Origin of the sequence: Desulforapulum autotrophicum HRM2 (assembly GCF_000020365.1) — a bacterium.
GTDB classification, from domain to species: domain Bacteria; phylum Desulfobacterota; class Desulfobacteria; order Desulfobacterales; family Desulfobacteraceae; genus Desulforapulum; species Desulforapulum autotrophicum.
In genome coordinates this window covers 5,372,040-5,392,653 of sequence record NC_012108.1, presented here as the reverse complement: position 1 = coordinate 5,392,653, position 20,614 = coordinate 5,372,040, and the positions used below count along the sequence as shown (strand labels likewise).

Sequence of the window (20,614 nt, the reverse complement as noted above, 5' to 3'; positions counted from 1 at the left end):
AGACGAGGTGAGATGAAGGAAACAGAGTACTACAAAATTGCAGGTAAAAAAGAAGGCGAGCGCCTCTCCTCCAGAATACTTGAAGAGGTGATTCAAAGGGAGGTCAAGAACGGGCACCGGTACATTGAGGTCGATGCATTTGGCCAGCACGGCATAGGCGGCCGTCTCTGGAAGGCGGACGATGAGCCGGTTAAAATAAGAGTCATGGGTCACTCCGGCCAGCGGACAGGTTCCCTGGGATGCCCGAATACCCAGATCGAGATTATGGGGCCGGCATCGGATGATATTGGATGGCTCAATGCCGGGGCTGAAATCACGGTCCACGGCAACGCCTCCAACGGCGCCATGAATGCAGCGGCCCAGGGTAAGGTCTACATTGGTGGTAACATCGGTGCCCGGGGTATGACCATGACCAAGCAGAACCCACGGTTTGATCCGCCGGAAATGTGGATTCTCGGGTCTGCCGGGGATTATTTCGGCGAATTCATGGCCGGTGGAATTGCCGTGATCTGCGGCTATAAGGCCCAGAATCCTGATAACATTCTGGGCTACCGACCCTTTGTGGGCATGGTGGGCGGCAAGGCTTTTTTCAGGGGTGATGCCAATGGCTACTCCCGGGCAGATGCCGTGGTCGCTCCCATTGAAGACGAAGAATGGGCCTGGCTGTTGACCAATATGGAGACCTTCCTTTCAAGGATCGGCCAGATGGAGTTGTTTGATACCCTGTCCAAACGGTCTGAGTGGCAGCTTCTCCGGGCAAAGACCCCCCGGGAAAAGATGTCAAAGAGCAGCCGGTTAGGCATGTCAGCCTTTCGCCAGGATGTGTGGAACCGGGAACTTGGACGGGGCGGTCTCATCGGTGATCTCCAGGAGATAGAACCCGGTGCCATTCCCCTGGTCACCCGGGGAGAGCTGAGGCGGTACGTGCCTGTGTGGGAAAATCAAAAATACAAGGCCCCCTGTCAGACGGCCTGCCCCACGGGGATTCCCGTCCAGGAACGCTGGCATTTGATCCGGAATGGCCTTGTGGACGAAGCCCTGGAACTGGGACTCAAGTATACCCCGTTCCCGGCAACCGTGTGCGGCAGTCTCTGCCCCAGTCCCTGCATGGCCTCGTGCACAAAAAATACCCAGTATATGACTCCGGTGAATGTTCGGCTTCTTGGCAGGGCCGGACTGGAAACGGAACTTCCCGAACGCAAACCTGCCAGCGGTAAACGGGTTGCCGTGATGGGGGCTGGCCCCGGTGGCATATCAACGGCGTGGAACCTGGCCCTTAAGGGCCATGAGGCGGTCATCTTTGATGCATCGGATAAGATCGGCGGTAAGATTTCCGCACTGATCCCCGAGTCAAGGATCGCCAGGGAGACCCTTGAAACCGAGCTTGACCGGGTCCGGAAGATGGTTCCCGATATCCGGCTTAACCAGGATATCACGGCCCAGGAGTTCAAGCGCATCACCCGGGAGTTTGACTTTACCGTGGTGGCAACCGGTGCCAAAAAGCCGAGGATGCTGCCCGTTCCCGGCATTGAACGGGCCGTTTCTGCCAACGAATTCCTGGCTGCGGCTAAACAGGAGGGTGCTGTCTGCGGCCGACGGGTGGTCATTATCGGGGCGGGTAACGTGGGATGTGATGTTGCCACTGAAGCCAGTCGACTTGGTGCGGAAACCATCTCCATGATTGACGTGCAGAAGCCTGCGGCCTTTGGAAAAGAACGGGAGGATGCTGAAGCCTGCGGTGCCACATTTGCCTGGCCCTGCTTTACCCATGAGATAACGGACCAGGGGGTTGTGCTCAACAGCGGAGAGCTCATTGAGGCTGACACCGTGGTGGTTTCCATTGGAGACGTGCCTGAGGTCGATTTTCTGGGTCAGGAGGTTGCCACAAGAAACGGTTTCATTGTAGTGGACGGGTTTAACCGAACGTCGAACAAGCGCATTTTTGCCATTGGAGACACGGTTGCCCCGGGACTTATCACCGACGCCATTGGTGCCGGGAAAAGGGCCGCAGACGCCATTGATGCCGTGATTGCGGGTCGAGAGCCTGAAATGGCCGACACCCGGCTGCCCATTGACAAGTCAAGGATTTCCCTTGAGTATTTTGACCCGTCAATCAAAAGTTATGACAGCCTGGACATGTGCGGCGGGGAGTGTGCTTCCTGCGGGCGGTGCAGGGACTGCCACATCTGTGAAACCGTGTGCCCTGAAGGGGCCATCAGCCGGGTTGAACTCGTTCCGGACGGTTATGAGTACAGGGCTGATCCGGAACTATGCATCGGCTGCGGGTTTTGTGCCGGGGCCTGTCCCTGTGGCATCTGGGCCCTTGTTCCCAATGTGCCCCTGTAAATTTTTAAAACCTAGGCGGAAAAGAGAAAACTATGAAAGCATTACTGGCACTTGAGGACGGCAGGACATTCCCCTGCCGCAGCTTTACCGGTCCGGGGGAAGCGTCGGGCGAGGTGGTTTTTAACACCAGCATGACCGGATACCAGGAAATCTTGACCGATCCTTCGTATTTCGGGCAGATGGTCACCATGACCTATCCCATGATCGGAAACTACGGGGTCTGCCCCGAGGATATGGAGTCGGAAAAAATTCAGGCAGGCGCACTCATTGTACGGGAATATGTGGATTTTCCCAGCAACTGGCGGTCCACCGGAACCCTGGCCGATTTTCTCAAAAAAGAGGGGGTTCTGGGTATTGAGGATCTTGATACCCGGGCCCTGACCCGCCATATCCGAAACAAGGGTGCCATGGGAGCGGTCATCTCCACCAGTGACCTTGATCCGGCAAGCCTGGTCGCAAGGGCAAAGGGCGTTCCCCCCATGATGGGATGCGATCTTGTGCAGAAGGTGACGACCCGGTTTCCCTATTTCTGGCGGGACAACAGGCCCGTCCATGTTGCCAAGAACGCCCTGCTTGATGCCTCGATCTGGCGCAATGGCCCGGATAAAAAACGGGTGGTTGCCCTTGATTTCGGCATCAAGTACAACATCATCCGCTGCCTTGAGGCTGTGGGATGTGAGGTGCTGGTGATGCCTGCCACAACTGACCCGGCCGATGTTAAAGCCCTTGAGCCCGATGGTATCTTTCTCTCCAACGGTCCCGGGGATCCAGAGCCGGTGACCTATGCCGTTGAGACCATCCGGGCGCTTCTGGGATTTAAACCCATGTTCGGTATCTGTCTGGGCATGCAGCTCATGGGGCTTGCCATGGGAGCCAGAACCCACAAGATCAAGTTCGGCCACAGGGGTGGAAACCAGCCTGTGAAAAATTTTGCCACCAACCGGGTGGAGATCACAGCCCAGAACCACGGGTTTGCAGTTGATCTAACGACCCTCGGGGAGAAGGAGGGTATCATGACCCATATCAACCTCAACGAGCGTTCCCTTGAGGGAATCAAGAATGAATCACTCAAGGCATTTGCCGTTCAGTACCACCCTGAAGCTTCCCCCGGCCCCCATGACGCAGCCTATCTTTTTAACCAGTTTGCATCAATGATGGACAAAAGAGCATAATGCCAAAACGAACCGACATACACAAGATTTTGATTATCGGAGCCGGCCCCATCATCATCAGCCAGGGGTGCGAGTTTGACTATTCAGGCACCCAGGCGTGCAAGGCCCTCAAGGAAGAAGGATATGAGGTGATCCTGGTCAACTCCAATCCCGCCACCATTATGACCGATCCTGAAACAGCCGATCGGACCTATATTGAGCCGGTCACCCCGGAAACCCTTGCCAAGATCATTGAAAAAGAGCGGCCCGACGCCCTGCTGCCCACCCTGGGCGGTCAGACCGGGCTTAACACGGCTGTGGAAGCCGCCAACATGGGGGTGCTTGAGCGTTACAATGTAGAGATGATCGGAGCTTCCCTTGAGGCCATCAATAAGGCTGAGGATCGGGAGCTGTTCCGGGATGCCATGAACAAAATCGGGCTGCGGATTCCAGAAAGCGGGTTTGCCCACAATATGGCCGAGGTCGAGACCATTTCTGCGAGGATAGGCTTTCCCATCATTGTCCGACCCAGTTTCACCCTGGGCGGCACCGGGGGTGGTGTGGCCTACAACCCTGAGGAACTTGCAGACCTTGCCAAGAGCGGCCTTGACGCAAGCATGATCACCCAGGTGATGCTTGAGGAGTCGGTTCTCGGCTGGAAAGAGTACGAGCTTGAGGTGATGCGGGACCATGCCGGTAACGTGGTGATCGTCTGTTCCATCGAGAACATTGACGCCATGGGGGTTCACACGGGCGACAGCCTGACCGTAGCCCCTGCCCAGACCCTGTCGGACAAGGAGTACCAGGTCTTGAGGGACGCCTCCATCGCCATCATGCAGGAGATCGGCGTTGACACGGGTGGCTCCAATGTCCAGTTTGCCATCAACCCTGAAAACGGGGAGATGATCATCGTGGAGATGAATCCCAGGGTATCGAGAAGTTCTGCCCTGGCCTCCAAGGCCACAGGGTTTCCCATTGCTAAAATTGCGGCAAAGCTTGCCGTGGGATACACCCTGGATGAGATCACCAACGACATCACCGGCGAAACCCTGGCCTGTTTTGAACCCTCCATTGATTACTGCGTGGTGAAAATTCCCCGCTGGACCTTTGAGAAGTTTCCCGAGACCGAAGATATCCTTTCCACGGCCATGAAGAGCGTGGGCGAGACCATGAGCATCGGCCGGACCTTTAAGGAGGCCTTTCAAAAGGGGCTTCGATCCCTTGAGATCGGCCGGTTCGGATTCGGGGCAGACGGCAAGGATCCGGCCCCCGGATCGATTTCCCGCACCGAGCTTGAGTACAAGCTTGCTACCCCTAACTCCCAGCGGATTTTCTTTATCAGGCACGCCCTTGAAAACGGCATGGACATTGAGACCATCAACGCACTCACCTCCATTGATCCCTGGTTCCTCTTTCAGATGAAGCAGCTGGTGGAGTTTGACAAGACAATCACCCTTGCCGGTCGTGAACTTCCCAAAGAGATGCTGAAAAAGGCCAAACGGTGGGGCTATTCCGATCGCCAGCTTGCCCATCTCACAGGAAACAGCGAAGAAAAGATTGAACGACAGCGCAAACGCCTTGGCATCGTGCCCGTTTATAAGCTTGTGGACACCTGTGCCGCCGAGTTCAGGGCTGCCACCCCCTACTACTACTCCACCTACGAGGAGGAGTGTGAAGCAAGGGTTTCGGATCGAAAAAAGGTGATCATCCTTGGCGGTGGACCCAACCGCATCGGCCAGGGCATCGAGTTTGACTATTGCTGCGTCCATGCATCGTTTGCCCTCAGGGAAGAGGGGGTTGAAAGCATCATGGTCAACTCCAACCCCGAAACCGTGAGTACGGACTACGACACCTCGGACAAGCTCTATTTTGAGCCGTTGACACGGGAAGATGTGCTCCACATCGTGGAAAAGGAAAAACCCTTTGGTGTCATTGTCCAGTTCGGCGGCCAGACCCCGCTGAACCTTGCCATGGACCTTGAACGGGCAGGGGTTCCCATCATCGGCACCAGCCCGGACAGCATTGACCGGGCAGAGGACAGGGACCGGTTCCAGGAGATGCTTGATAAGCTCGGCATTGCCCAGCCGGCCAATGGCATTGCCGTGAACATTGAGGAGGCCTATGCCGTTGCTGAAAAGATCGGCTATCCCGTGATGGTCCGGCCGTCGTTTGTTCTCGGGGGCAGGGCCATGAAGATCGTGTATGACCGTTCAGCCCTTGAGGAGTATTTCAACCTTGCCGTGCTCGCCTCCCCGGATCATCCGGTGCTCATTGATCAGTTCCTCGAGGATGCGTTTGAGCTTGACGTGGACGCCATCTCCGACGGTGAGAACACGGTGATCGGTGGCATGATGGAGCACATTGAAGAGGCTGGTATCCACTCGGGTGATTCCGCCTGTGTGCTTCCTCCCTACTCCATATCAAAGGTCCACATCGACGAGATGACCGAGGCGGCAAAGGCCCTGGCAAAGGAGCTCAAGGTCAAAGGGCTGATGAACATTCAGTTTGGCATCATGGATGACAAGGTTTACGTGATTGAGGTCAATCCCAGGGCGTCCCGGACCATTCCCTTTGTGAGCAAGGCCACGGGCGTTCCCCTGGCAAAGCTTGCCACCAAGGTGATGCTGGGAAAAACCCTGGCCGAACTTGGACTGACCGAGCAGAAGATTCCGGCCCATTTTTCGGTAAAAGAGGCTGTCATGCCCTTTGACCGGTTTTCCAAAGTGGACCCGGTGCTCGGCCCTGAGATGAAGTCCACGGGTGAGGTCATGGGCATTGACATGGACCTTGGGGCCGCCGTTGCAAAGGCCCAGCTGGGGGCGGGTCAGAACCTGCCCACCCAGGGTACGGTGTTCATCAGCGTCCAGGACAGCGATAAGAATGCGGCCCTGTCCGTTGCAAAGGATTTTTACGACATGGGTTTTACCCTTATTGCCACAAGGGGTACGGCCATGTTTCTCGGTGAAAATTCCATCCCGGCTAAGGTTATTGAAAAGGTTTCCACGGGTCGGCCGAATGTGGTGGATGCCATCAAGAACAAGGAGATTCAGCTTATTCTCAACACCGGGGCCAGCAGTCAGACCAAGGCCGACGGCTATGCCATCCGCAGGTCGGCCATTCGGTACAAGGTTCCCTATGCAACCACAACTGACGGCACACGTGCCATCTGTAAGGCCATCCAGGCCCTTAAAAGAGAGAGCCTTACGGTTAAGGCGATCCAGGAATATCACAAAAAGGTGAATTAAGATGTTTGAAAATGAAAGACCCAGGGATGAATGCGGTGTATTTGGCCTTTATCGACACTCTGAGGCGGCAACGCTTACCTATTTTGGACTCTACGCCCTGCAGCACCGGGGTCAGGAAAGTGCAGGCATCTGTGTCTCCAGGAAAAACAATAAGATGGTTTCCCACAAGGGCATGGGGCTGGTCCACGATGTCTTTAAAATGGAGGACCTGGCGCGTATTGAGGGAGGAAGCGCCATCGGTCATGTGCGCTATTCCACCACCGGAGATTCTGTCCTAGCCAATGCCCAGCCCTTTGTGGCCCAGCACAAGGGCCGTGCCTATGCAGTGGCCCACAATGGGAACCTTGTGAATGCCCATAAACTAAAACAGGAGCTTGAGGAGAGTGGGTCGATTTTCCAGACCACCATGGACTCGGAAGTCTTTCTTCATCTTTTTGTTAAGAACCTCAAGGATGGGAATGTGGTAAGGGCGATCCAGCGCTCAGTTGCAAAGATTGAGGGGGCCTATTCGTTTGTGATTCTGACCTGTAAAGGTGAGGTTATCGGTGTAAAAGATCCCAATAGTTTCAGGCCCTTGGCCCTTGGTAAAATCAATGGCAGCTATGTGCTCTCCTCGGAGACCTGTGCCTTTGACCTGGTCCAGGCCGAGTTTGTAAGGGAGCTTGATCCCGGCGAGATCGTCATCATCAATGAGGACGGTGTTACGAGTATCAAGGCTGATCCGGAGCCGAAAACCGCTTCCCTGTGTATTTTTGAGTACATCTATTTTGCAAGGCCTGATTCCACCATTTTCGGCAAGAACGTCTACCAGATGCGAAAGGCCCATGGAAAGCGCCTTGCCCAGGAAGCCCCTGTGGATGCTGACTTTGTCATGCCCTTTCCGGATTCGGGCAACTACGCGGCCATCGGCTATGCCGAGGAGTCGGGCATTCCCTTTGAGATGGGCATGATCCGCAACCACTATGTGGGCCGAAGCTTTATCCAGCCCACCCAGAGCATGCGGGATTTTGCCGTGCGGGTCAAGCTCAACCCCGTCAGGGAGCTGATCCGGAACAAGGAGATCATCATCATTGAGGATTCCATCATCCGGGGAACCACGGCCATGACCAGGGTCAAGGCCCTGAGGGATTTAGGGGCTAAAAAGGTCCATATGCGCATCTCGTGTCCCCCCCACCGTTTCCCCTGCTACTACGGTATTGACTTTTCCTCCAAGGGTGAGCTGATTGCAGCCTCCAAGACCGAGGAAGAGCTGACCCGGTATCTTGGGCTTGACACCCTGCATTATCTCTCCATCGAGGGAATGCTCGAGGCAAGCGGGGTGGAAAATCCAGAAGATCATTTTTGCAAGGCATGCTTTGACGGATCCTATCCCGTGGCCTTTGATCCTGCTGTCACCAAATGCTGCATGGGTTAGGAGGAGGGATGATGCAGCGAAGAACAGTGGCCTTTTCAAAGGATTCGTCTAATCTTTTTTTTCACATTCTCACCAAATGTAATCTCCGGTGCAAGCACTGCTACATCAACCGGGACGAGCACGGCAGAGAAACCCTGGACATTGGCACCATCAAAGCCTGGCTGGCCCTGTTTCTGGATCGAGCCCCAGACACCAACCTCATTTTTCTCGGGGGTGAGCCCACCCTTCACCCCGACCTTGCCCCTGCCGTTCGAGCGGCAAGGCAGATGGGATTTTCATCCATCACCATTGATACCAACGGATATCTTTTCCATGATATCCTGGAAAAGATCACCCCTGAGGATGTGGATTTCATCAGTTTTTCCCTGGACGGGGCAACCCCTGCCACCAATGACGCCATCCGGGGCAAGGGGTGCTATGACGCCTGTATCGCAGGCGTTAAACGGGCCGTTGCCAAGGGTTTTTCTACTTCCATGATCTACACGGTGAGTGGTGCCAATATCCATGAACTCCATCTGATGCCTGCCATGGTAAAAGACCTGGGCATTGATCGATTCTTTATCCAGGTGGTGGGTATCAGGGGAGAATCTGCAGGGGCGAACAACGATCTCCAGGTCACCCGGGAACGCTGGCTTGAAACTGTTCCTTTGGTAGCCGAACAAATTGCAGAGACCGGCATCACGGTCACCTGGCCCAAAGTGTTCCTCAATCCGGGTGAGGTGTTTGAGTGCGCAGGCATTGTGGCGGACAACTATTTTGTCTTTCCCAACGGCAGGGTCTACCGCTGTCCGTTGTGCGAAGACTATCCCGTCCACGGCCTTGAAATCAGGGACAACCAGCTCATCCCCACCACCACCCTGAACGAGACCGCCTTTTTTAAACTCACCATTCCCGAAGGCTGCGTCATGAACAAGCTGGTACAGCCCGGCAACATCACCTATGGACCGGATGGCAGGCCTGAACAGAAAATTGCCTGCTGCATGCTCAAACAGGAGATTGTTCCGGATTAGCCATGGGTATACCCCAAACGCCATGGTCCTCACCGGCTGAATGGCTTGAAGCCAACCAGAGTCTGGATTATCTGATCCGCCTCCACGGGAGGGATCTTAAAAAAGCAAGGTCCCTTGCCCAAAAGCTTGCAACCCGGCTTGGGGCGATCTTTCCCCTTGTTGAGGAACTCTGTCTTGTCACCTGTCCGTTCTGCCCGGACCCCTGCTGTCTGGTGGCCAAGGTCTATTTTGATTTTTCCGATCTGCTGTTTCTCCACCTGACCCATCAGCCAATACCCCAAGATCAGCTGCGCCACAACCGCCAGGACATCTGCCGATTCCTGGGTCCTAAGGGCTGCACCCTTTCCAGGATTGTCCGGCCCTGGGCGTGCACAAGGTATATGTGTCCGCCGCAAATGGGGGTTCTTCGCAAACGAGATCCTGGAACACAGGCGTTTTTCAATGACTCCATCCTGGCAATCAAGGTGTTGCGCCAGGATATGGAATCTGAATTTATTTGTAATACAATTTTGGAGATGCCATGAACATTCTTTTTGCTGCGTCAGAAAATGCATGGGGTGGATTTCTCGAGAGAATCCGTTCCAAACTTCCTGGTCACCATTTCAGGGCCGCGGGCAGTTTCCACATCGACTCGTTAAAAGGTGTGGACGTGCTCATCCCTGCCATGACCTGGATCACCCGGGAAATGATGGAAACAGGGGACAGGCTGCGGCTCATCCAGCAATGCGGGTCAGGCCTTGAAGGCGTGGACATCAAGGCTGCCACGGATCAAGGTGTGTCGGTGGCCAATGTGCCTGCCGGTACGTCTGGAAATGCCGACTCTGTTGCAGAGCTTGGCATCTACATGATGATCGGTCTGTCCAGGAACATCCAGGGCATGGCCCAGAGCCTCAGGAACAAAAAAATGGGAGAGCCTCTGGGAATGGCACTTCCCGGCAAGACCGTGGGCATCATCGGGCTTGGCGGCATTGGCCAGGCCCTTGTACAAAGGTTGAAACCCTTTGGCGTCAAGCTCATGGGCATCAAGCGCACCAATCCCCAGCAGGCAAAGGACACACTGGGCCTTGACTGGGCCGGTACCCCGGCAGATCTGCCCTTTTTGCTGGAAAATTGCGATTATGTGCTGGTCTGTGTTCCGGCCACCCCGGAGAGCAGCAATATGATTGATGGCCGTGCATTTGCCCGGATGAAGAAAACCGCTTTTCTGATCAACCTCTCCCGGGGGGCCCTCGTGAACCGGGATGCCCTGGAACATGCCCTTGAATCGGGTGCCATTGCAGGGGTGGGCCTGGATGTGTTCTGGCAGGAACCCCCAGACCCCAGTGATCCGATTTTTAACTACAATGTAATGGCCACCCCCCATATCGCAGGGGCCACCGACATCTCCATGGAACGAACGGCCGATGGTGTGGCAGAAAACATCCGCAGGCTGGCGGAAAACAGGCCGCTCCTCCACCTGCACCAATAACGATTATACAGAGAAAAGGGATCAAAGGGTTTAAGATGGAAAGCAGCAAAATGGAAGATATGACACAAAGGGCGAAGGGCCTTGCTTTTGTCTTTGATAAGGACCGTCTGGTCCTCCTGGTAGATGGCCCGCTACTGCGCCTCCCCCTTGTGGGAGAACTTTCATTGCCGAGACAGGGACGCTGGTTTGGGACCCATCAACGCCTGGACTGCTTTGTCAGCGAGCTTCCCAAGGGGTTCCCCCTTCCCCTATCTGCACAGCTTCTGGGCCTTCGCCAGCTCTTTGGCCAGATTGATGATTCCCTCTACGTCCTGGCCGGTCGGGCCGTTCAGATTCTGACCTGGGACCTGGGTCATCGATTCTGCAGCGCCTGCGCAACTCCCCTGGTGGACAAACAACGGGAGGTCGCCAAGATCTGCCCCGCATGCAGTGTCATCAGTTACCCCAGGCTCTCTCCTGCCGTGATCATGACCGTTGAACGGGGCCATGAGATTCTCCTGGGCCGTTCCCCCCGTTTTCCCAGGGGGATGTACTCCACCCTGGCAGGCTTTGTGGAACCGGGGGAGACCCTGGAGCAGGCGGTTCGGCGGGAGGTTAAAGAGGAGGTGGGTGTCCTTTTGGAAGAGGTCAGGTACTTTGGCAGCCAGCCCTGGCCCTTTCCCCACTCGCTGATGGTGGGCTTCAATGCAGAATATGCCGGGGGCGAAATCGTCCCGGATCCCACGGAGATCGAGGATGCCCGCTGGTTTTCAAGGGATGCCCTGCCAAAACTGCCCTCCCGCATCAGCATTGCCAGAAAACTCATCGACAACTTTCTGGCACGAACCCGACCGGACTGATCCAGAATCTGCGGCACCTATGCCATGAATCGCCGAAGGGTTTTGAACAGACGGTTTTCCATGGGTGCCTTGAAACTAAAACTTTCGACCTGTGCGGTTAGCTTTCCGACTGGCACGACAAAAATAAAATCCGATAACAGAGGTGAACGGGAACAGGTATTGCCCGAAGCGGATTAAATGGCAGCGGTCAGTATGGACGCTGAAGGAGCTGTCATTTCCCTCGCAGCAGCCCATGGACGGGCTGCGAGAATGAGCGTAGGGTAATACCTGTTTCCGTTCGCCGGCTTTATACTCTTTTCGTGTAAAAAAGGCTAACCGCACAGGTCGAAAACTTTTAGGTTGAACGTTTCGTGGGCGGATGATGTGGATGTTGATGTGACGTGGATGGTAAACGGGAAGCGTCGGATTCCCCAACGGAATCCGAAACGCTTCCCATCAGGGGTGATGTCAATGGGTATATTTTTCTATAAATTGATTTCGTTTTGCATAGAAGGAATAAATATTGTCATAGGTTTCCCGGAAGATCGCATACAGATCTTTATAAATCGGCGTAATTTCCTTGTTCGGATAAAAAGTCTTATCTATGCCGATTTTTGCGGTGGCCGCTCCATAGCTGTCCCACAGGCCGATGCCGACCCCGCCGATCATTGCTGCGCCCAGTGCGGTGGACTGTTGCGGGGAGTTCAGGCGGCTGAATGCCATATCATTGACATCGGCATATATCTGCATCCATAAATCATTCAACACACCCCCGCCAATGGCACGAATGGTATCCAGACCATAAATGGTAAACCCCAGCTCTTCATACAGGTCATAGAGCCAGCGCATATTAAGACACACCCCCTCGTAGATGGCGCGAAGCATATGGGAACGGGTATGGGAAATATCCAAGCCGATAAAGCTGCCCCGGGCGTTGATATCGAAATGCGGAGCGCCGCCGCCGCGAATATAGGGATAAAACAGAAGCCCTTCAGCACCGGGAGAGATGCTTTTTGTATCTTCTGTCATTCGTTTGTACAGTTCTGCCTCGTATTCATCCACGCTCTTTGTTCCTTTTTCGGAGGAATAGAACCCCTTTTTGAACCAGTCTTGTGCGATTCCCCCGGCCGCCGTGATCATGACCAGATTGTAACCTCCTGTGGGCTGCATGGTGTTGCAGTTCATTTTATATCTCGGATTCAAGGAGGGCGTGTCGGAAAACACGGCAGACCAGTTCGCAGATCCGATACAGGTGTATCCTACCCCTTTTTGGGTAATACCGGCCCCAAGGTTTGCACAGATGACATCTCCGGATCCCAGGGTGACGGGAGTCCCCTCTGGTATGCCAAATTCCCGGGCCGCAGCCATTGTCACATGTCCTATGATTTCGTCGGAGTTCCTGATTTCCGGGATCTTTGACGGATCCACATTGGCCGCTTTGAAGATGCTCTCCGATAGTCTTTTCTTGGCGCAGTTCATCATCCCGTTCATGGACATGTCCCCGTATTCGGTGGCCATTATCCCGGTCATCCGATAGGCAACAATCTCTTTGTATTGTAAAAATTTATAGGTGCTGTCATAAATGTCCTTTGCATGATCCTTGTACCACATGATTTTACAAATGGGTGCCAGATCAGGTGCCCAGCCGACGCCGGTGATTTTGTAATATTCATCATTTCCGCCAAGCTGTTTCATCAACCGATCCGCCTGCTCATGTTGCCTCATATCACACCAGATACCGACTTCGTCCATCAAGACTTGTCCATCCCGATCTACCGGTACCATTGTCATCATTTGATTGCTGAATGAAACCACGGCGATGGTTTTGGGGTCAATGCCGCTTTGTTCAATAACTTCCTTTGTACATGAAATGACGACCTTATATACTTCGGAAATTTTCTGTGTCGACCAGTTCGGCTTTGGATAGTAAGTTTCATAGGTTTTGCTTACTGAAGCCACTACCTCAAGTGTTTCGTCGAGCAACGCCGCTTTGTTGCCTGTGGTTCCCATGTCGTTGACTAAAATATAGTGCTTTATCATTGAACCCCCCCTTGGTTTAAAGGTTTACCGATTCTGGTCAGCCATGATTTAACTGATTGGCCTGTCTCCACTCATCTATCCATAGGGTCATGGCTTGCAAAAAGGCTTTCCGGGCCTGTTCCAATTCTTTTGGCATCATAGCCGTTAATTCTTTTTTCTTTTCAAAGCCTGAATCGCCGCAATCCCACACCTTGTGGCTTCCGACAAAACACAGGGGCATATCTGCTTTTCCATCCCAATTTTCGACCACATGAAATCCCAATGCTTTTAAAGGGGCATCAATGGTGACGTCTAACTGCACCCAGCGACCGTCAACCTCAATTTTGACAAAATTGTGAAAATCGATGATTTCATTGTTTTCAAAATGTGCCATTAAATGATCGGGTAATTTGACGATGTTGTATTCATCATCTGGAAACCAGGTCAGGTCTTTCCAGCGTTGCATACAGATCATGTCTTTTGTTTTGACCCCGATTGCCTTAAAAAGTTCTTTGATTAAAAAATTCTTACCCGAACAGGTCCCCTTGTTGGCTTGATAGACGTCGAGGGGATCCCTGGATCCGATACTCCCAAAGGGAATATCCCTCACCTTTTCGTAAAGGGTGATGATCTGATCATTAACAGGGAGTGTGTTAATGGCCCATTTTTTCAATATGTCCTGTCGTTGTTTTTTTGATAGTGTTTTTCCCATTGAGATCATCCTTAAAATATGAAAATTTCAGCCTTTTCAGAGTTCCATATTTCCATGTTTAGTTGTGGCGAACGGTTTGCCACTGTGCCGTGGCCGGTCCTTATCCAATCAATGATAAATTCTATAGGTTTCGCCGCATGAATATTCACCCATTCCCGATAACCAGAGATGTAAAGCCCATGTGAGCTTGGGCAGCACATCGTTGCTGATGTGATCGTAGGCGATCCCATTGACCGACCATCCCTTGGGAATGAGACTGCGGGCAATGGAGGTCATCATGCCGGTCACCCCCCCGGAGCAAGCCGCCTCATGAAGGGAGGCCTCGAGGGAGCTGATTTCTCCTTCTCCTTCGCCCTCTCCTGTATATCCGCGCAAAGAGTGGAAGTAGACAATGCGTCGATTTTTTTGGTCGCTAAATCGTTCGGCCGCCTCTTTGAGAACAATAAATTGGTTGATGCACCAGTCTCTTAGCAGCCCAGACCATTTAATGGGATTCATGTCATCGTCTTGGATGCGTTCTCGAAACCCCTCTAAATCATAGGTGCAAAGAATGAAATCGATATCCCCATGGGGGTGTATGCCTTGATCGAAAAGCCGTTTCACCGATTCTGGATTGCCAGTCTCAAAGCGTTGTTCAGCGAGATCTTCTTTGTCCGCCGGATCCATTGGAATGATCTGCATGCCTTTTTCCGTGCAGAACTGTTTTAAATATCCACCGATGGCTCCGGTTGAGCCAAGTAACAGACATCGTTTGTCCGTATAGTCGTAAAATTTATCGTTCATCTGTTTTTTCCCCTTATCTCATGTATGTAATGCCGCCGTCGGACAACAAAGAGACGCTCGACACTTCCGAGTCTTCGGCAACGGCAAACCATGCATATAATTTCGCAATTTCCCGGGGCGTGATCATTCGCCCGGTCAGGGAATGGGCATGCATTTTTTTGAGGCCCTCTTCCACATTAATCCCTTTTGATGCGATTACCCGGCGGATCATGGGCGTTTCCGTATGCCTGAGTGCGAGAACAAGGGTTTTGATCCCCTCTTTGTCGTAACGGGCAGATAGGTGTTTGGCCATGCTGATAAACCCTGATTTTCCGGCCAGATACGGACAGGGAACTCCCGAAGAAGATCGAGGTGCTGCCGTAAAAAGCACCCTGCCGGATTTTTTTTCTCTCATGCCGGGCAGGACCAGAAGCGTCAGCCATACTGCCGCTGATAAATCAATGTCGATTGTTTTTTTGAAATTTTCCAGGCTCATCTCTGGAAAAGAATTTTTCGTTCCGCAGCCGTCCACGGCAGCGTTGTTGATCAAGAGGTCTACGCCACCATGGTCGGCGGTTATTTCTTGCACCATTTCTTTGACCTGCTCGTATTCGGAAATATCGCATGCATAGGGAAATGGTCGGTTTGGGACGCCCTTTGACGCGATTTGGTCGGCCAGTTCACGGCTGTCGTTGATATCGCACATACACACTGTTGAACCAAGGCGGGCAAATTCATAACTTATTGCACTGCCGATACCGCCGGCAGCCCCTGTGATCAGGGTCACCTTTCCCTGCAGAGGCAGATAATCATTTTTCACAGCATTCCTCCTCTTTATAATGCCTGTTTTGTCGTCGCCTGTCTTTAACACTTTTTAAGCGATTGCTCACATGCTGTTAAATTCATTACCACCCCAAAAAGAAAACAACAATGAACTTTTGACATTTTTTTTGCTCCGATTGACGTGGATGCGTTTTTAGATTGGCTAAAAGGCAGGCAATTTTGTTCAGGTTATAAAATTTCTGGTCCCAGGGTTCTTTAAGGTTCTCTTTGGAGCTCCAATAAAAAAGCTTGCTTTTTTATCTGTTTCGTAATAACTGAAATTCATTGATTTCGCTTCATAAATTCATTTTCGTTCAAAAGGCGCAGTATATTAGGTCCACTGCATGAATATCGCCTGATATCGCTCTCATCTTGGTTTTAATCTGATTTTTATTGCAGCTCTGCCAATCATGCCCGGGCCCCCTGTCCAAGGGGACCCGGGACATATCCGTGGTAGACTCCGGGCCGAACAGCACAAATCCGGCCCGGAGTTCAGGATGGATAATATTTCAATTCCTGCCATGATAATTGTAAATTTAAAAGAGGAGGTAACATGAAGCGTTTTTATTCGGTGCTGCTTGTATTGTGTTTGATTATAGTATGTTCCCCAAGTGTTTTTGCGGCAGACAGGGAAGCAATCCAAAAAAATGTGGATGGTATTGTCGACGAAATCAATAAGGGAAAAACAGCTGATTCGTTTAAGGCAAATGACTATAATCCCTATGCCTTTATCATGGAAAAAAACGGTGTTCTTGTGGTGCACCCCTCCCTGACCGGTGACAGCCTCAAGGAAAAAGCCCCCCCGGTTTATGAGGCCCTGCTTAAGTCAACATCCACAGGAGCCTGGGTGGATTATGTCTGGAAAGAAAAACAGAAGCATTCCTATGTTCGTACAACCACAAGTGGCCTGATCGTGGGCAGCGGCTACTCAGAATAAAAAATTTTCCCCGGCAATATTTTTGAGTCCCTTGATTTGCCGGGGAATCGCTAAAAAGATTTGTGTATCCCTGTCGTCAGGTGATTTTGTATTTAAGGAGCTTGGCGTAAAGGGTGTTGCGGCCGATTCCCAGAGCTTTTGCCGTGTGGCTGATATTGCCGGAAAATCGGGCGTATGCAAGTTGGATGGTTTCTTTTTCAACCCGCATGAGGTTGAGCCTCTCCTTGTCTGGAACAGAAAGAGCCGTCTCCTGAAGATTTCCAGGGCTGTCACAAAGCGCATCGCCGAAAAGGGTATCGCCGGACATCAATGCAATGGCTCCTTCAATTGCGTGTTTTAATTCACGTACATTGCCGGGCCAGGTGTGGTTGTGCAGGGATCGGTAAAAACTTGGATCTACTCTTTTGACGGTCTGGTTCAATTCTTTTGACAACTGATTGATGAAATGCTCTGCCAGTAAATCCATATCCCGACCCCGTTGCCTGAGGGGAGGGAGATCTATTTTTACGACCTTGAGCCGGTAATAAAGGTCCTCACGGAATGTTTTTTGAAGGATGAGTTCCTTTAAATTTTTGCTGGTGGCAGAGAGGATGCGCACGTCGACCGGGATGGGGTGATTTCCGCCCACCCGGGTGACAGAATTTTCTTCCAGAACTCTCAGGAGGTTCACCTGGAGATCCAGTGGCATTTCAGCAATCTCATCCAGAAACAGTGTCCCTTCATTTGCCTGCTCAAATTTGCCTGGGTTTCCACCTCGGTTGGCACCGGTAAAGGCTCCCTGGGCGTATCCAAAAAGTTCACTTTGAATCAGTTCATGGGGGATGGCCCCGCAATTGATGGCTACAAATGGCTTTTGGGCCCGGGGGCTTGCCCTGTGCAGCGCTTTGGCCATGATTTCCTTACCTGTGCCGCTCTCGCCGGTAATAAGGATGGAGGTCATCTGGGGGGCGACCTGTTTGGCGGTTTCAACTGCGCTCAATATGGCGCTGCTGACGCCGATGACTGCATTAAACGGGTCATGAGTCTTTGTCTCCATGGGTAGTGCCATATGTGGCCGGTTTTGGGATTCGTAAAGCACCAGCAAAAGGCAGCCCAGGGAGCCGTTGGGGGTGGTGATGGGATAAACTCTGGCGTTAGCCGATGCCCTCTGTTTCCATTTAACTGTGACACCCATGGTGGCGTGAATTTCCGGTGATTTTTTGAGACGCTCCAGTGCGGTCTCGATTTCGAAGCAGATCTGAGCAGAACATCCGATGAGTGATTCCTGGCTCATATTTAAAAGAACCGCAGCCGTTGGGTTGACTGTTTTGATGATGCCGTTGGGATCCAGAACCATCATTCCCGTTGCCACGGCATTAAAGGCAGATGTGACAAGGTTGACAGATTGCTGTTTTAATTCATTGGCCTGTTTTTTGAGCAGTTGGGATTCAATAATCCTGGCGCCATTGATGGCCAGGGGCAGGGGTATGTTGTGAATTGACGTTGTGGGACCGGAAATATCGATGCAGCCGATCATCGTACCGGACAGATCAAATATCGGCGCAGCTGAACAGATCCATGACTGGTGACCTTCACAGAAATGTTCCAGACCGGATACAGTAAGGGCAACGCCTGAGGCCAGGGCCGTTCCAATGGCGTTGGTGCCGACACTTGCTTCGGACCAGTTGGCGCCGGGGCCGAAGTTGAGTTTTTCTGCGCAAATAAGTGCGCGGTAGTCCCCGAACATATTTATCAGATATCCCTGGGGGTTGCTGATGGTGACAATAAGCCCCCGTTTTCGGATCAGATTATTTATATGGGGCTGGGCTTCGGTCACAAGGTCGCACAGCAGTCGAGTTTCCGGTGCAAGTTTTTTGATATCACAAATGTCCTGGCACTTGCCAAAGGCTGGATCAACCCCCAGGTTGTGGCACCTCTGCCATGAATCTCTGATGGGTTTTTTTATACACGACAGATCAGCCTTGCCAAAGTTGACGAAATTTTTCCACAATTCTCTGTCTATGGGTTTTGACTTTGGCCTGGTGGGTGATATTGTTTTTTCCGTTGGTGCAGGTGGAGGACCGGGGTCTGTCAACGGCTTTTCGCCCCTGACAATCTGAAATCCGGTGCTGTTCCAGACCAGTTCGTGCATGGTACCCCCTGGGTTTTTTTCAAAAAACTATCATATCCTAATGAATCCCCAAACACATGACAAGTCTTTTTCATAATAGTGTTCGAAAATAGAACGTTTTGATTCTATCATGTATGTATCTATTTGATATCATATCTAAAATAAGCTGGCATTGTTTTTGCTAACTTTCATTTTAAGGGCCGCTTGGAATAACTGATTAGGACCGCAGATAAAATAAAATAAACCGAAATTGCGCAGAACTTTGGCTCATTACAAGGCGAACCAAAGGCGCAATAGCAGGCCTATTGGGCCTCTGGTGCAACGCGGTAGATGGGCCAAAGAGCAAGAAATTTCGTTCACTTTATAAAATTTGTGGTCCTTACTCGCAGACAGGGAGGAGATAGCGTGGCTACTGAAATTTTGATGCCCAAATGGGGATTGACCATGAAGGAAGGCAAGGTGTCCAAATGGATCAAAAACGAAGGCGAAGCAGTCACAAAAGGCGAACCGCTGTTGGAGGTTGAGACGAGTAAAATCACCAACAATGTGGAGTCACCCGATGACGGAATACTCTTCCAGATTGTTGTCAAGGCCGGTGAAACCGTTCCGGTTCAGACGGTACTGGCTGTTCTGGCAAAAGAGGGTGAGACGCCCGATCGAAGAGAGGCCGTGGTCAGGGGCGGGGACGATCAACCTTCGGGTGATGCAGAAAATACTGTCAGGGATGGGAAAAAAGAGGGTAAGGCTGAATTTGTACCGGCCACCCCGGTTGCCCGGCGACTGGCCAGGGAATGGGGGATTGATCTTGCCAGGGTACCAGGCAGCGGACCCGGCAACAGGGTGACAGAGAGTGATGTTCGCGATTTTAAGGAAAAAGGGGGCGATACCCTTCCCGGGAAAACGGTCAATGCTGCAGATAGCGCCCTTGCAGCTGCCAAAAAGGCCGGCATTGATATCACACTCGTCACCGGAAGCGGGCCTGACGGGCGTATCACCAAGGCCGATGTCCTGCGAGCCGTCAGCCCGGCAGTCCAGACAAAGACCACCACAGCCTCTTCCCCTGGGCCGTTGGTTGCAGGCACCATCATCCCCCTGGAGGGGATGCGGCGGATTATTGGTGACAATATGATGGCCAGCCTTCAAAACGCAGCCCAGTTATCGGTGTTTGTGGAGTTTGACGCCACCCGGATGGTATCGTTTCGGGACAAGGTAAGGAAAAAATATGAATCTCAATCCCTGCCAAGGATTTCGTTTAACGATATTATCGCCATGGTGGTTTGTCGGGCACTGGCAAAGCATCCGCTGATGAACAGCAGACTCACCGATCAGGGGATTGAGCTTTGCAAAGGCGTTAATCTGGGAATCGCCGTGGCCCTTGACAATGGTCTTGTGGTGCCGAACATCAAGTCTGCCGACACCCTTGGTCTTGTGGAAATGGCCATGAAAATTCGCGAACTTGCTCAAAAGGCAAAGGAAAACAAGCTGACCATGGACGAAATCCAGGGCGGCACCTTTACCATCAGTAATGTCAGTATGCTTGGGGTGGACGGGTTCACCCCCATATTGAACCCGCCGGAAACCGGGATTCTGGGGGTTGGCCGGGCAAAGGATAAGCCGGCAGTCCACCAGGGAAAGATAGCAGTGCGTACCTTGATGACCCTGAGCCTCACCTTTGATCACCGGGTGGTTGATGGGGTTCCGGCCATGCAATTTTTAAGGACCTTGGCCGATTACCTGGAAGATCCGGTCATGATGATGGTGTAGACTTAAGGGCGGCGGTTATAACGGGGGTATGGTTCA

General features: G+C 52.4%; 15 protein-coding genes. 10 read left to right on the top strand and 5 right to left on the bottom strand.

Annotation, left to right across the window (positions count from 1 at the left end):
- Positions 1–12: 12 nt before the first annotated feature.
- Genes HRM2_RS23630 through nudC form a run of 8 tightly spaced genes read left to right on the top strand, consistent with a single transcriptional unit; the run spans position 13 to position 11,473 of the window.
- Complete coding sequence (locus tag HRM2_RS23630; protein ID WP_015906537.1) at positions 13–2,346, top strand: FAD-dependent oxidoreductase; 2,334 nt, start codon at positions 13–15, stop codon at positions 2,344–2,346.
- A gap of 32 nt (positions 2,347–2,378) precedes the next feature.
- Positions 2,379–3,518, top strand: coding sequence for a glutamine-hydrolyzing carbamoyl-phosphate synthase small subunit (gene carA, locus HRM2_RS23625; RefSeq protein WP_015906536.1), 1,140 nt, complete (start codon positions 2,379–2,381; stop codon positions 3,516–3,518).
- The gene (carB, locus tag HRM2_RS23620) at positions 3,518–6,742 is read left to right on the top strand and encodes a carbamoyl-phosphate synthase large subunit (protein ID WP_015906535.1); all 3,225 of its coding nucleotides are present in this window, start codon (positions 3,518–3,520) and stop codon (positions 6,740–6,742) included. Before carA ends, carB begins: the two co-directional genes overlap by 1 nt.
- A gap of 1 nt (position 6,743) precedes the next feature.
- Positions 6,744–8,156 carry an amidophosphoribosyltransferase gene (gene purF / locus HRM2_RS23615; RefSeq protein WP_015906534.1) on the top strand — a complete coding sequence of 471 codons (1,413 nt, stop codon included), beginning with the start codon at positions 6,744–6,746 and terminating at the stop codon, positions 8,154–8,156.
- An 11-nt stretch (positions 8,157–8,167) separates the two neighbouring features.
- On the top strand, positions 8,168–9,166 hold the full coding sequence (locus HRM2_RS23610) for a radical SAM protein (RefSeq protein WP_041274300.1): 999 nt from the start codon (positions 8,168–8,170) through the stop codon (positions 9,164–9,166).
- Between the two features lie 2 nt (positions 9,167–9,168).
- A complete protein-coding gene (locus HRM2_RS23605) occupies positions 9,169–9,690 on the top strand; it encodes a hypothetical protein (RefSeq protein WP_015906532.1) in 522 nt (173 codons plus the stop codon).
- On the top strand, positions 9,687–10,634 hold the full coding sequence (locus HRM2_RS23600) for a 2-hydroxyacid dehydrogenase (protein WP_015906531.1): 948 nt from the start codon (positions 9,687–9,689) through the stop codon (positions 10,632–10,634). Before HRM2_RS23605 ends, HRM2_RS23600 begins: the two co-directional genes overlap by 4 nt.
- A gap of 50 nt (positions 10,635–10,684) precedes the next feature.
- Positions 10,685–11,473, top strand: a complete 789-nt coding sequence (nudC, locus tag HRM2_RS23595; RefSeq protein ID WP_041274299.1) for an NAD(+) diphosphatase — start codon at positions 10,685–10,687, stop codon at positions 11,471–11,473.
- 447 nt (positions 11,474–11,920) lie between these two features.
- On the opposite strand, the gene HRM2_RS23590 is transcribed toward nudC, so the two are convergent.
- The 4 genes from HRM2_RS23590 to HRM2_RS23575 form a co-directional block, all read right to left on the bottom strand.
- A complete protein-coding gene (locus HRM2_RS23590) occupies positions 11,921–13,492 on the bottom strand; it encodes a xylulokinase (RefSeq protein WP_015906529.1) in 1,572 nt (523 codons plus the stop codon).
- Positions 13,493–13,529: 37 nt separating this feature from the next.
- Positions 13,530–14,183, bottom strand: a complete 654-nt coding sequence (locus HRM2_RS23585; RefSeq protein ID WP_015906528.1) for a hypothetical protein — start codon at positions 14,181–14,183, stop codon at positions 13,530–13,532.
- A 108-nt stretch (positions 14,184–14,291) separates the two neighbouring features.
- Complete coding sequence (locus HRM2_RS23580) at positions 14,292–14,966, bottom strand: hypothetical protein (protein WP_015906527.1); 675 nt, start codon at positions 14,964–14,966, stop codon at positions 14,292–14,294.
- A gap of 13 nt (positions 14,967–14,979) precedes the next feature.
- On the bottom strand, positions 14,980–15,765 hold the full coding sequence (locus tag HRM2_RS23575) for an SDR family NAD(P)-dependent oxidoreductase (RefSeq protein WP_015906526.1): 786 nt from the start codon (positions 15,763–15,765) through the stop codon (positions 14,980–14,982).
- A 555-nt stretch (positions 15,766–16,320) separates the two neighbouring features.
- Here HRM2_RS23575 and HRM2_RS23570 point away from each other — a divergent pair.
- Positions 16,321–16,704 (top strand): cache domain-containing protein, encoded by a 384-nt coding sequence (locus tag HRM2_RS23570; protein ID WP_015906525.1) that lies wholly within the window; start codon positions 16,321–16,323, stop codon positions 16,702–16,704.
- Between the two features lie 76 nt (positions 16,705–16,780).
- On the opposite strand, the gene HRM2_RS23565 is transcribed toward HRM2_RS23570, so the two are convergent.
- Positions 16,781–18,835, bottom strand: a complete 2,055-nt coding sequence (locus tag HRM2_RS23565) for a sigma-54-dependent Fis family transcriptional regulator (protein WP_015906524.1) — start codon at positions 18,833–18,835, stop codon at positions 16,781–16,783.
- A 384-nt stretch (positions 18,836–19,219) separates the two neighbouring features.
- On the opposite strand from HRM2_RS23565, the gene HRM2_RS23560 reads away from it, so the two are divergent.
- Complete coding sequence (locus HRM2_RS23560; protein WP_041273472.1) at positions 19,220–20,578, top strand: dihydrolipoamide acetyltransferase family protein; 1,359 nt, start codon at positions 19,220–19,222, stop codon at positions 20,576–20,578.
- Positions 20,579–20,614: the final 36 nt, after the last annotated feature.